This window comes from Paenibacillus sp. FSL R7-0345, assembly GCF_038595055.1.
Classification (GTDB): domain Bacteria; phylum Bacillota; class Bacilli; order Paenibacillales; family Paenibacillaceae; genus Paenibacillus_AQ.
This window is the reverse complement of record NZ_CP152002.1, coordinates 6,738,634-6,751,576: the sequence shown is the minus strand read 5'-3', so window position 1 is coordinate 6,751,576 and position 12,943 is coordinate 6,738,634. Positions and strand designations below refer to the sequence as shown.

The following is a 12,943-nucleotide window of genomic DNA, read 5'->3' as shown; positions in this document are numbered from 1 at the left end:
GGCCTGAGAATGGCCATGAATGTTAGGTGAAATTTGTTTTTTTGGTGCTGTACTGTAGCGTTTTGAGTATATCTGACTAGGTCGCGCTGTATGCGGTCATTCTGAGTATGTGGGTTAGAGCGTGATTACCTGTGATTAGAGTGAAATTTGGTTGGCTGGCTGATGCTGTACTGCAGCGTTTTGAGTAGTTCTGACCAGATTCCGTCGTATACGCGCTATTAGAGTACGTGACTAGGGAGCGCCTGCGTATAACAAGACACTTAAACAAGCAAAAAGGTGCGGCTGCTGCCGCACCTTTTCGACTTAACTGCAGTTTGTACAACTAAAAAGCGCGTTTTTCTTCTCTTCTCCACTTTAACTGCACTTTGTGCAGCTAAAATGACGTCTAATCCTGATTTTGGCCAAATTCGGCAGATTTAGTTGTACGGAAGAGACAATTTCATAATTCAAAACCCTTGCTACGCCTGGTTTTTTTAAGCATAGAAAAAGGAGTACCTCCCCAAGTTCTCGAAGTTATAGGCGACCAAACCGACACCCGAGAACAAAAAAAGGAGGTAATCCCTATCTACTCTATTCGACAAGAAGAGCTGTTTTCCTTCGAGGAATTGCTCCAAATGCGCCCGGAAGATAAATATAGTCAAATCTTTGAACACTTAAACCTGGCTCCGGTCCTTCACGTACTCCGGAAAAAGAACCATCGTGGACGGCCACAGGAGCTAAACCTCCCTGCCATGATCTACTCGCTGCTCATCTCAAAAATGGAGGGCATTGAGTTTGTTTCTTCTCTGGTTAGACGCCTTAAGCACAGCGAGGAATTTCGGGCGCAGTGCCGGTTTACCGGCTCGAACCCTATTCCGAGCAAAGCTTCATACTCCCGTCTGATTTCTGCGCTTGAGCAAACGGGAATGCTTGAGCAACTGCAGGATAGCTTGGTGCTGTCTGCCATGGAAGAAGGCTTTGTTACGGGCACGCACCTTGCCGTTGATTCCTCCATTGTTGAGGCTTGGGATTGCCAATTCAGTGAATCTGCGTCGAAACGCCGAGCGGCCCGCCGTACCAAAAAGCCAAGCGAAGCGCCAGAAATTCAGCAACTGGAGTTCGAGAATGCCGAGCCAGAGCCTCAGCCAGCGAACGAACCGCTTAAAAAACCAGTCTACCGACGTGGGCGGACTTCTGCGGAAGAAAAAGAGCGCCGGCGTCTGGAACGGGAAGCTTATGAAAAGACCCTAGCACCCTTTGAGAAAACGATTGAAGCGATGCTGCCTTACACCTATGACGAGCTCCTAAGCACGATCCCCCGGCATGCTGCACGTTTTGACAAGAAAAATACGAAGGGCAGACTCACCAGTTATTTCGGATTTAAGGCGAACGTACTGGTGGATGCGGATTCTCAGTATGTGCTAAGCGGTGTCTTTAGTTCGGCGAATCTGAATGACCAGCGGATGGCCGTCCTGCTCCTAAAGGGGCTACACCTGAAGTTTCCTGGGCTGAAGGTGAAGCATGTCTTGGGCGACAAAGGGTATGACAGTTCGGCCATTTACCAGTTGATTCATTCCTTAGGCGCTTTTCCTATTATTAAAATGATTCACCACAAAAAACCGCCCGAGGGGATGAACCAGGATTACACCCCGGTGTGCTCGCAGGGACACGCCTACCGTTACGACAGTTTCGATGCCAAATACGAAACACTGCGTTATACCAGGCCGAACCAGTGCAAAGACTGTCCGTTTTCCGAATCCGGCTGCCAAAAGGTGTTTAAGATCCGAATCCAAACCGATTTGCGTAAGCACGCTTACCCAGCAAGAGGGAGCGAGAGCTTTACGCAACTGTATAACAAACGAACGGCTGTAGAACGTGTTTTTGCCTACCTCAAAGAGTATTTTGGGATGAAACGCACACGTCACCGCGGCGTCCGGGCAAGTGTCGATTTCCAGCTCAGCACATTGGCCTACAATTTGAGTAAGTTTGCGCTAGACAAGTTGAACAAGCAGTTGAGTAACTCCCAGCAAGTGGCCTAACTCTTTTTAAAAAACAAACTCAGATTTTGGCCCAGTCTTGCTATCCAGCAAACTGAATTATGAAATTGACTCCGGAATGCAGTTATATGGCTATCGCGAGTAAATAAGCTAAGTTTAGTTGTACATAGTGCAGCTATGTTACCGGGAACGCTCGACAGGAGCTTGCTGAGCAGCCTGAGTGAAAAATTGCTATTGCCAATTAGAAGTTCGCTATCCCATTTAGTAGAGGATAGAAGAAACAGAGCTCGCCCCTGAAGAGATTCAAGTGTTGGGCTCTGCGGACATCTCTAGCGTTTGAGCAGATCCTCGCGGATTGGGGTGAAGGCGTCGAGCAGTGCCGAGTCTGCTTCGAGCGCGGTAACACCATGCTTGGCGCCTGGTGGGATAGCAATACTCTGGCCGGCCGATACGCCATACTCCCTGCCGTCGATGCGGAAGATGAAGCTTCCGCGCAGGCAATAGCTCATCTGCTCATGCGGGTGGCTGTGCTCGTAGCCCTCGGCACCTTTTTCAAAATGAACCTCCATCATCATCAGACTCTCTGCCGCGTTCAGAATGCAGCGTTTTACGCCCGGCTCCGCCGGTTCCCATACTCCAAGGTTACTCATATTTCTTCCTCCTTATTAGGTAGATAAATTTTTGATGATTCCGAGATAGTCTTATTGCGGAACAGCGATCCGGATTGATCCCGGTTCAAGGATCAGGCTGTCGGAAGCAGCGTCAGCCGCCGATCCGCCGGCCGGCTCTGCCTCTGCCGCAGCTCCGCCTGCGCCAAGCACGCGAAGCGCCGCGCCGCCCGGAACACGGACCCGGCGGGTTTCGCCGGTCCCGTTGAGGGCGGCAACACACCAGCCGCCGTCTGCGCGGCTGAGCTTATACAGCCGCACACCGTCCGCGGCGTCCGTGGGTTCAAGCTCCAGCGGCTCCAGCCGGAGCTCCGGTGTCCCCTCGGCGTGCGGATGCAGCAGTACGACGTAGTCTTCGCCGGCGCGGCCGTGCACGCGGAAGTGCTGCTGCGCAGCCAGCGGATAAGCTCCGCCGGCAGCGCCTTCACCGGCAGTGACGGCCGGGCGCAGCGGCTCAGCGATCTGCGCATGGAGCCGCATGCCGCCAAGGCCGGCGGCGTCAATGGCCTGCTCCGCGAGCTCTGCCCCGCTGCTCAGCGTATGCAGATTCCAGACGCTATCGGCTGTCCCGCGGATGCGGTCCCAGACCAGGTAAGCATCAAAGCCTGCCTTGATGTACAGGAAATGCCGCTCATACTCGTCAGCGTGTACATCGGGGATGAGGCTTCTTGCATAATCCAGCTCCTCCGCGAAGCTGACCTCCCGGCAGACGCTTTTCAGCGGGCCGTCCGCGTAGCCGCCGGAGCCGTCCGCGAACTGGACGATGTTGTGCGCAGCACCGGACACATACCAGTGCCGGTCCCCGTTGTAATAGCCGCCGGTGCCGGCATCAAGCGTCAGCGGCACCCCGTTCGCCCAGATGGAGAAGTGGCCCTCATCATGATGGGCGTGATAGGTCAGCGGCGAGGCCTCGTAGATGGCATAATGCTGCAGGTTTTGCTCTCCGCTGCGGAAGATGACATAGCCGATGCCGGGATAATGCACGGAGCGGAGCTCCGGCATCTGTTCCGGCAGCTCCGGCTGCGGATAGAGCAGGGCGACCACCGGCAGCGGGAACGCGCCGGTATCCTGAACCGGGGCACCGCCGTGCTTCCAGGTCCAGACCATTTCCGCCGCCAGCTGAGGGTCCTCTTCCGCGTAGAACGGAGCGGCATAGCCGAGCAGGCGGAACCATTTCTCCTGAACGTTGGCGTCGCCGACAGCCGGAGTCAGCAGGACAGGTGGCCCGTCCGGTCCGCCCTGGATCACGTCCTCAGCTGTCACAATCCCGAGCAGGAAGCGGTACATCGCCTTGACTTTGGCCTGTCCGAAATAGTCCGTTCCGGTAAGGCGTTTCAGCAGGGCGAAGAACAGGAAATACCGGTGCAGTACGGCGCCGTGGTAGCGCACATTTTCCGGCCAGGCACCGTCATCATCAACGACCTCCGCGAGCTGCCAGTCGATTACCGAGCGGGCATGCTCCAGGTAGGCCGCGCTCTCCGGCTCCTGCGGGAAGAGCAGGGCATATACGCCAAGACCGGTTGCCCGGTCGGCATTCCAGTTGCTGCGCATGCCGCCCTTCTCATCCGGGAAGGTAGGGAGGTCGAACCGGTAATAGGCAGTGTCCATCATCATCGCCGCAATATAACGGAGGTCTGCAAGCAGCGTCTCCGAATCTTCACCCGAGACCGCAGTGCTGGCAGCAATCTGGTCATAAATAACCGAGATCGCCGCAATCCCCCGGCCGATATGCACGGCACCGTAGGTATCGTCATCATGCCAGCCGTCCCGGCGAAAAATATCCATACCCTGCCGCATATCAGCCAGCATGTACTGCAGCTTGCGCTTGGCCAGTCCGGCATACTGCTCCTCACCTGTAACCATATACAGGTTGGCATCTGCACCGGCCGCCTCCAGCAGGTAGGCCCAGTTGGTCAGCGTGTGCCGTTTAAAGAGCGGGGAGAGCCGCTCTTCGCCAAGGGGCTGCCCGGCGGCATCCAGGAACACTACTCCGGTACATACCCCTCCGTTAACCAGCGGTGTTTCCAGACTGAGTTCCGTCTGGATACCATAATGGTCGCCGGCGCGGACCGGCAGCAGCTCCTCATAGCGCAGCACCGTCAGGCTGTCCTCCGCCTCATTCCGGATGTATACGCACCGGACCCCTTCCTCCGCCGCGCCGTCAGCCGGCGTTACGCCCGAGGGCTGCAGGCCGCTCCCGCCGCCGGGCAGCTGCTCCAGCCGGATCGTGCTGCCGGTCCCCGGCACCTGCGTCCAGCCGTCCAGCCCCTGGCGGAAGCTGCCGTTACCCAGCTGCACGGGCAGGCCGAGCTGCGAATGCGTCAGCCGCACGCCGCCGATCCGGGCAACACCCCGGCCCTGCACCTGCACAGACAGCTTCAGCTGCGCTGCCCCGGCAGGGACCTTAAAGACGAACGGCTCCACCCGGAAGACGCCCAGCCACTGGAGCGGCGCTACCGCCTCACGCACATCATGCCCCGCCAATTGCTGCCTCACATATTCCCGCGCCTCAGCCTCCCGCGCAGTAAACTGCTCCGACAGCTCCCGCTGTCTGGCGTATTCCCGGGTAACTGCCGGGATGCGCTCTATTCTGCTGCGGATCTCACCCAGCTGATTATGATCATAGCAGGCGAAGGGGCGGATTTCAGCCGCGCTTTTATAGGATGAACTCATCTTTATTCAGAAGCCTCCCTCGTGAATCACGTTGTTATTTTCCATTCCTGTATCCAGTCTGTCTCTGTTCTCTTCCATAAGTATACCTTTGCGGCCAGTAAACCGGGGATGGATAAACAAGTGCAGGGGAGGGGACAAAGCGACTTATTTTTAAGATGCTAAAGGTTGTCCTGCCCGCATTAATCAGCCTTATCTTTTTTTTCGCCCGTTTTATAAAAAGTGAATTTCTCCCCCTTGGTGCAGTCGCTTTCTCCCTAACTGTCTCTCTGCAGAGGGACGTATCATTAGGATATAAGCGCAAGCCGAATAGACAGGAGGAACAATCAATGAATGGAACGAAACGTCAAATAAACGCCTGGACCTTTGTTGCGCCCAGTCTGATACTGACACTGATTTTTGGGGTGTATCCCGTATTCTGGGCTTTGAAGTACATGTTCTATGATTATCAGGGCTTCGGTACGCCGCTCTTTATCGGTCTGGACAACTTTGAACGTCTGTTCCGCGATAAAGATTTCTGGCATTCGGTGGTTAACACCTTTATCTACGCAGGCGGCAAGCTGATCATCACGATTCCGCTGTCGTTTATACTGGCAGTGGTTCTTAACCGGGCACTGAAGGGCCGGCAGCTGCTGCGGGCGATTTATTTCATGCCTACCGTAATCAGTGCTTCAGTTATGGCGATCGTATTCTATGTTATTTTCAACTCGTACAACGGTATGGTGAACCAGCTGCTGCTGGGCGCCGGTATTATATCCTCACCGATTGACTGGCTGGGTGCCAAGTATGCCCTGCTGACAGCAATTATCATTGCCATCTGGGGTGCGGTCGGTAACTATATGCTGCTCTTTATTGCAGGACTGCAGAACATTCCGGAGGATCTTTATGAAGCGGCTTCCATCGACGGAGCAGGCCCGCTGCGCAAAATGTGGAGCATCACCGTTCCTATGCTGGGACCTGTGCTGCAGATGATTATCATGCTGGCCATCACGGTCTCGCTGAAGGGCTACGAGAGCATTATGGTACTTACCGAGGGCGGACCTTACGGCAAAACGGAAGTCATGTACCTCTATCTGTATAAGCTGTTCTTCCCGGTATCGAGCGGAGGCTCAAGCATCCAGCAGTTCGGTTACGGTAGTGCGGTCGGCTTTACAACGGCGGTTATCGTCGGTCTGATCACCCTGATTTACTTCTACGTCTCCAAGAAACTGAATGATATCTATTAAAAGAGAGGAGAATGAACAGTGAGCACATTACAAGCGGATACTAAACTAGCTTCAACTCCTGCCACTACAATAAAATCAAAGGCGCTGCTGTCCCGGGTATTGCTGTGGATCTTCCTGCTGCTGGTGGCGGGCTTCGCACTCTTTCCCATTATTCTCGCCTTCTTCGGATCACTGAAATCGAATCTGGAGCTGACGACAGGAACCTCGCTGCTGCCGCGGGAGTGGAAATTTGAGAACTTCACCCAGGCCTGGACCTCGGCTAATTTTGCAAGGTTCACCTGGAACAGCATGTTCATCAGTACCTTCACTACAATAGGCACTCTGTTAATCGGAACAATGGCTGCTTATGCAGTGGCGAGAGTGGATTTCTACGGAAAACGGGCGTATGTTGTCATCCAGTCCTGCACCCTGTTCATCTCGATCGGTGCTGTTGTGCTCCGCCCGCAGTTTGATCTCATGGTCGCGCTTAATCTGCAAAAATCGCTCTGGGGCGTCATCATCATCCTGATCAGCGCCCATGCGACAGCCTTCTTCATGCTGATCGGCTTTGTCCGGGCCATTCCGAAGGAGCTCGACGAAGCGGCGTTCATTGACGGTTGTAACTTCTATAGCGTATACTTTCGGGTTATCTTGCCGCTCTTGACGCCGGCGCTGGGCGTTACCGCGCTTTGGACCTTCCGCGGTGCCTGGAACGAATACATCCTGCCGCTAGTCTTTACGATGACCCAGCCTGCCCTGCAGACGCTGACTGTAGGTCTGGCCGGCCTGAAGTACGGTGTCGGGGATGCGGCCCAGCCGCAATTAATGCTTGCCGGCGCATGCTTGTCCATGCTGCCGATGATTATCGTTTATATTTTTGCCAACAAATCATTCATGCAGATGACCGCTGGCTCCGTTAAGGGTTAGAATAACCTCACGCTCCCGGCAGCCAGCCGGCAAAGGATGGGAAATATGCTGAAAACCTGGCTGTACCGGACCTCACTGAGGAAAAGAATATGGCTGTCTTTCACCGCATTGACAGTCTTTTGCATCACTATAACGGGCTTCGGAGCCTATTCGATTGCTTCGCGGGCCATGGAGCGCAACTCCACCGACCTGAACCGCAATGTGCTGAACCAGTCGGTTAATGTGCTTGACCAGAAGCTGAAGCAGATTATAGTGGCTTCCTCGACAATCATGCTGAGCGATGCCTATAAGCAGATGATAAGAGATGTACAAGCGAATAACATAGACCGGTACTTTGCCAATTTCTCTGTGCTGCAGAACCCCTTTACCCAGGCGGAGCTGACGGAGAATTCCATTGAATCGATCCTGATCAGTACTCCCGGCGGAGATTTCTATTCCGCCGGGAATCTGCGCAGAACGGCGACTCCATTTATGGAGTCTTTGCTGTATCAGCGGATCAGGGACAATCCGGAGTCTAATTGGATGGAGAGCCACCGCGACGAGCTGTTCGCCGGGGAGCATCAGGTTATCTCCCTGCTGCTGCAGCCGCTGACGGAGAATTATGTGCCCGATGTGTTCCTTGCCGTCAATGTGAAGGAGGATATCCTGGAGGATACCGTCAGCGGGGGCGCGAGTCTCGGCAGCGCCAAGTTTATGCTGATCAACAAATCCGGGGACAGCGTCTTCGGGGATAATGAACGGCCGGAATGGTCGCGCTCGGCAGGCTTTATGGACAGGCTGCTGGAGGCGGACAGCGGTAACTTTGAGTATCCGGCAGGGGGCGGCACGATGCTGGTCAGCTATGCTGAATCAGGTTATGCCGATGACTGGCTGCTGGTCAGCTATCTGTCCAAAAAAGAGCTGCTGCAGCCGGTGCGCAGCATCCAGTGGCTGGTGCTGATGATTATGGCGGCCTGTGTCGTCATTGCCCTGCTGCTGTCCAGAACCCTGTCGGCCCTCTTGCTCGGGCCGCTGCTGAAGCTGCAGAAGACGATGTCCCGGGTAGAGCAAGAGGATCTGGGCGCCCGCTTCGAAAGTCCGTTCCAGGATGAAATCGGCGATGCCGGACGTAAATTCAACCAGATGCTGGACCGGATCGGCGAGCTGATTGTGGAAGTTAAGGATACGGAGAAGGAGAAGCGCAAGGCGGAGATCAAGACGCTGCAGGCGCAGATCGAGCCGCACTTTTTATATAACACGCTTAATACAATCTTCTGGAAATGTGAAATGGATGAGTATGAGGATGTGAAGCAGATGGTGATTTCGCTGTCCGCCCTGTTCCGGCTTGGACTGAACAACGGGCAGGAGATTACTACGCTGGGCCGGGAGCTGGAGCATGTCCGCCAGTATCTGAACCTGCAGCAGCAATGCTATGAGGGGCTGTTTGATTATACGATAACATGCGCACCCGAGCTGCTGGAACTTCCTGTGCTGAAGATTATTATTCAGCCGCTTGTGGAAAATTCCATTCTGCACGGGCTGAAGGAGCTGCGGGGCGGAGGAAGGATTGCCATCGCTGTAGCTATGGAAGGACAGGAGCTTGTAATCAGGGTTACCGACAACGGGTCAGGCATGGATGCCGACAGGCTGAATGCCAGACTGAAGGAACCGGCCAGCAGCGGCGGTTATGCCCTGACCAATATCTGCAGCCGTCTGCAGCTGTATTACGGCAGGGAGGGCGGATTATTTTTCCGCAGCACCCCGCTGATTGAGACCGAAGCGGTTCTCTCGATTCCAATGGAAGGTGGAGTTTATCCTGAAGCACGCTGATCCCGTTAAATTATGCATAGTCGATGATATCCCGGCAGTTGTCCGCGGCCTGTCACAGCGGATTCCCTGGGAGGAGCATGGTATTACGGTGGCCGCAACGGCGGCCAACGGAGAGGAAGGGCTGGTAGAGATCCGCAAGCACCGGCCTGATATTGTATTGACCGACATCCGCATGCCCTTCACTGACGGGCTGGCGATGATGCGGACGATTCTGGCCGAGCAGCCGGAGATCAAGCTGATTTTTCTGACAGGCTATTCAGACTTCACATACGCCCAGGAGGCCGTGAAGCTGGGGGCGTTCGACCTGATCGTCAAGCCGTTTACCCGGCCGCAGGTGCTGGAATCGGTCCTGAAGGCCAAAGAGGTACTGGAACGCGAGCGCTCCCAGGCTGAGCAGATGCGGGGAATGGAGCAGAAGCTGCGGGAAAGTATGCCTTATCTGCGCCAGGAGTACATGCGCCTTCTGATCCGTTACGGCAGCAGGCAGCAGCATCTCAGCCAGCAGTGGGATTTCTATGCGATTCAGATGAAGCGCAGCGGCTTTTGCGTGATGGCAGCGGAGATTGACTTTTTTGCCGACCGGACGGCTTCAATGCCTGTATCTGAGGTTGAGCTGATCCGGTTTGCGGTGCAGAACATTCTGCAGGAGACGATTGCCGCTTACACCCAGGGTATTGTATTCCGAGAGCATGTTAACCAGTTCGTAATTGTCATGAATCCGCCGGCTACGCTTGACGCGGAGCAGCTGGCCGAGAAGTGCCGCGAGAATGTCTGCAGGCATACCTATCAGACAGTGTCGATCGGGCTGGGCGGAGATGTTGAAGAAGCGGGACAGCTGTCGGTATCGTACGCCCAGGCCATGTCTGCGCTGACAAATACGTTTCTGACCGGGGGCAACAGCGTCTACCGCTATGTGGAATCGCCGGAGGCGGACGCAGCGCTGCCCAGATATTCCTACGATAAAGAGAAGGAGCTGCTTTATTGCCTGCGTTCAGCCAATCTGGCCAAAGCAGAGGAACAGCTGGACGGCATCTGGAACGAATGGGTAAGCTCTCCTGTCCTGCCTGACCCGGCCATCGTCAAGACGATGTGTCTGGAGCTGGCGCATTCGATCCACCGCGTCTTTTCTGATAAAGCTTCGGACAGTGAAGTCAAAATACTGGAAAAGAAGCTGGCCGAGATGAACGGGGCCGCCTCCTTTGAGGAGCTGCGCAGGCAGATCCGCGAGTTTTGCCGCCAGGGCTGTGCCTATCTGCAAATCCGCCAGACCAGTGATGCGCGTGTACTGGTAGAGCGGGCTATCGCTTATATTAACGGCAATCTGCACCGCAACCTGGCTGTTGCTGACTGTGCGAGAGAGGTGCACCTCAGTCCCAGTTATTTCTCCAACCTGTTCAAGAAGGAGATCGGCATGACGCTGGCCCAGTATATCATCAGCCGCAGAATGGAGAAGGCCAAAGAGCTGGTGCTCGAAGGAATGCAGGTGCAGGATATCGCTGTCTCTCTGGGCTATGAGGACCGGCCTTATTTTACCGAGCTGTTCAAAAAGTATACCGGCATGACGCCCACCGACTTCCGCTCCAAATACACTTCGGCTGTGCAGCGAGGAAACAGTGATTTCGTCTCCCCTGAATAGTTGTTTTCCCCTTCACTTACAACAGGGCAGTCATTTTATAATTTTTATATGAAATGAATGCGATTACAAACATAAAAGGGAGGTTTTTTAGATGAAAAGAAATCAATGGATGCTAACCGGTGCTTCGCTGCTGCTGGCGGGGGCGCTTGCCGGATGCTCATCATCTGCTAATACAAATGCTGAGGCGGAAGGCGGCGACACAGCCGCTGAACAGACTAAGCTGGTGTACTGGTCGATTGACCGTCATGATTCCGATTTTATTGAACAAAAGATTAGTGAGTATGAGGGTCTCAATCCCGATGTAGATATTGAATTTAAAGTGATGGCTGACAACTACGCCCAATCCGTGGATATTGCTTTCTCAAGTAAACAGGCGCCGGATATTCTGCGTGTGGATACAGGTAACGTGCCGACATGGGTGAAGAAGGGCTACCTTGAGTCCTTTGACGAGTACATTACGCCGGAAATGAAGAGCCGGTTCGAGAGCATTCTTATTAATGAAAAAAATACAGTTGACGGCAAAATCTACACCCTGCCGAATATCGGCCAGTTCTGGCGCCTGATCTACAACGTTGACCTGTTCGAGAAAGCAGGTATTACCGAGCCGCCGACTACACTGGCAGAAATGGTTGAGGATGCCAAGAAGATTACCGAGGCAGGCAAGGCTGAAGGCGCTTATGGACTTGCCGGCAACTTCAAGAGCGGCAGCGGCTTTGAGCGGATTGCCCACCCGATTACAACCCTGAGCAAAACCGAAGGACAAGAGGGCTTCAACTTCCAGACCGGACAATTCGACTTCGGTATGTATAAGGAGACCCTTGAGGCACTGCGCCAGATCGTTGAAGACGGCAGCATGATGCCGGGCTCCGAGTCGCTCGATATTGACCCGCTGCGCGCACAGTTCGCTCAAGGCAAAATCGGCATGTACTTCAACCACTCTGTAGAACCAAGCGTGTACAAAACCCAGTTCCCGACCGAAATCCGCTGGGCAGCCGCGCTGCCGCCGACCATCGACGGCCAGCAGAACGGTGTCAGCCAGGTTATCTCCGGAAGCTATCTGGCGATGAGCAAGGATTCGGCCAACAAGGAAGCAGCCTGGAAGTTCATTGAATGGATGTACAGTGATGACGTGCAGACCGCCTATCAGGAAGGCGGATACGGTGTTTCCGTTATTCCTTCTGTAGCTGCTGCAGCCAAGGCGCCGGATATTCCGGGCATCGAGTACTTCCTGCCGACCAAATTCGACGGAATCTATCCGGCCACTCCATTCGGTGCTACTGAAGGACGTCTGGAAGGAACCAAGAAGATGGACGTGTTCAACAGATACATCTTCACCGGCGGAGACCTTGATAAAGAAATTCAGGATCTGAATACCCGTTACAATGCAGCGCTGGAAAAAGCGGTTGCTGCGGGCGACACGACCGTTGAAGCACAGCCGGACTTCAGTGCAGCCGACCTGCAGGGAAGCCTTGTTACTGAATAAATCTGTAAAGAAGACCGCGGGCCCCGGGCCTGCGGTCTTTTTGCATACCGGCGGCGAATGTGGCAGTGATGTGCGGGGGCCGGGTGTTTTGTAGTATGATAGGGAAGAATGAAAGGGGGCCGCATACCTTGGCAACGGAAATTAAAGACCGTATCAATCTGCAGGAAATTAACTGCGAGAAGGAGCTTACGCTCGCCGTTATCGGCGGCAAGTGGAAGCTGATCATCCTGTGGCATCTGGGCCTTGAAGGCACCAAACGCTTCAGCGAGCTGAAGAAGCTCATTCCCCATATTACGCAAAAAATGCTGACCAACCAGCTCCGCGAGCTGGAGGAAGATCAGCTTGTATTAAGAAAAGTGTATGCCGAGGTCCCGCCGAGAGTAGAATACTCCTTGACGGATTACGGGCAAAGTCTGCTGCCTGTGCTTCGGATGATGTATGACTGGGGTAAAGATTACGGGAACAATGTGGTCTGGAAAAATAACAGCCAGGCTGTAGAGTAGCTGTTACCCCGTGCAATGACAAGCTGTAGTGTTAGTGTAAATGATATAGATACAAATAATGGAGGG

The 12,943-nt window shown here is 54.4% G+C and carries 9 protein-coding genes; 7 read left to right on the top strand and 2 right to left on the bottom strand.

Annotation, left to right across the window (positions count from 1 at the left end; all coding sequences use genetic code 11):
• The first annotated feature begins 455 nt into the window (after positions 1 to 455).
• The gene (locus tag NST84_RS29210; RefSeq protein WP_342563504.1) at positions 456 to 2,018 is read left to right on the top strand and encodes a transposase; all 1,563 of its coding nucleotides are present in this window, start codon (positions 456 to 458) and stop codon (positions 2,016 to 2,018) included.
• 287 nt (positions 2,019 to 2,305) lie between these two features.
• On the opposite strand, the gene NST84_RS29205 is transcribed toward NST84_RS29210, so the two are convergent.
• Both NST84_RS29205 and NST84_RS29200 read right to left on the bottom strand, forming a co-directional pair.
• Positions 2,306 to 2,626 (bottom strand): cupin domain-containing protein, encoded by a 321-nt coding sequence (locus NST84_RS29205; RefSeq protein ID WP_342563503.1) that lies wholly within the window; start codon positions 2,624 to 2,626, stop codon positions 2,306 to 2,308.
• A 51-nt stretch (positions 2,627 to 2,677) separates the two neighbouring features.
• The gene (locus tag NST84_RS29200) at positions 2,678 to 5,317 is read right to left on the bottom strand and encodes a heparinase II/III family protein (RefSeq protein ID WP_342563502.1); all 2,640 of its coding nucleotides are present in this window, start codon (positions 5,315 to 5,317) and stop codon (positions 2,678 to 2,680) included.
• 326 nt (positions 5,318 to 5,643) lie between these two features.
• Here NST84_RS29200 and NST84_RS29195 point away from each other — a divergent pair, with 326 nt between their 5' ends.
• From NST84_RS29195 to NST84_RS29170, 6 genes are all read left to right on the top strand, one after another.
• Entirely contained in the window at positions 5,644 to 6,540 is an 897-nt protein-coding gene (locus NST84_RS29195; RefSeq protein ID WP_342563501.1) for a sugar ABC transporter permease, read from the top strand.
• 69 nt (positions 6,541 to 6,609) lie between these two features.
• Positions 6,610 to 7,446: a carbohydrate ABC transporter permease gene (locus tag NST84_RS29190; protein ID WP_342566552.1), complete on the top strand. Its 837-nt coding sequence runs from the start codon at positions 6,610 to 6,612 to the stop codon at positions 7,444 to 7,446.
• Between the two features lie 45 nt (positions 7,447 to 7,491).
• Positions 7,492 to 9,255 (top strand): sensor histidine kinase, encoded by a 1,764-nt coding sequence (locus NST84_RS29185; protein ID WP_342563500.1) that lies wholly within the window; start codon positions 7,492 to 7,494, stop codon positions 9,253 to 9,255.
• Positions 9,230 to 10,891: a response regulator gene (locus tag NST84_RS29180; RefSeq protein WP_342563499.1), complete on the top strand. Its 1,662-nt coding sequence runs from the start codon at positions 9,230 to 9,232 to the stop codon at positions 10,889 to 10,891. Before NST84_RS29185 ends, NST84_RS29180 begins: the two co-directional genes overlap by 26 nt.
• A gap of 91 nt (positions 10,892 to 10,982) precedes the next feature.
• Positions 10,983 to 12,374 (top strand): sugar ABC transporter substrate-binding protein, encoded by a 1,392-nt coding sequence (locus NST84_RS29175; protein WP_342563498.1) that lies wholly within the window; start codon positions 10,983 to 10,985, stop codon positions 12,372 to 12,374.
• 128 nt (positions 12,375 to 12,502) lie between these two features.
• Positions 12,503 to 12,877: a helix-turn-helix domain-containing protein gene (locus tag NST84_RS29170; protein WP_342563497.1), complete on the top strand. Its 375-nt coding sequence runs from the start codon at positions 12,503 to 12,505 to the stop codon at positions 12,875 to 12,877.
• Positions 12,878 to 12,943 lie beyond the last annotated feature (66 nt).

Coding starts and splice junctions, on each gene's coding strand:
- NST84_RS29205 (WP_342563503.1), bottom strand. CDS start 2,626: ATGAGTAACCTTGGAGTATGGGAACCGGCGGAGCCGGGCGTAAAACGC.
- NST84_RS29200 (WP_342563502.1), bottom strand. CDS start 5,317: ATGAGTTCATCCTATAAAAGCGCGGCTGAAATCCGCCCCTTCGCCTGC.
- NST84_RS29195 (WP_342563501.1), top strand. CDS start 5,644: ATGAATGGAACGAAACGTCAAATAAACGCCTGGACCTTTGTTGCGCCC.
- NST84_RS29185 (WP_342563500.1), top strand. CDS start 7,492: ATGCTGAAAACCTGGCTGTACCGGACCTCACTGAGGAAAAGAATATGG.
- NST84_RS29175 (WP_342563498.1), top strand. CDS start 10,983: ATGAAAAGAAATCAATGGATGCTAACCGGTGCTTCGCTGCTGCTGGCG.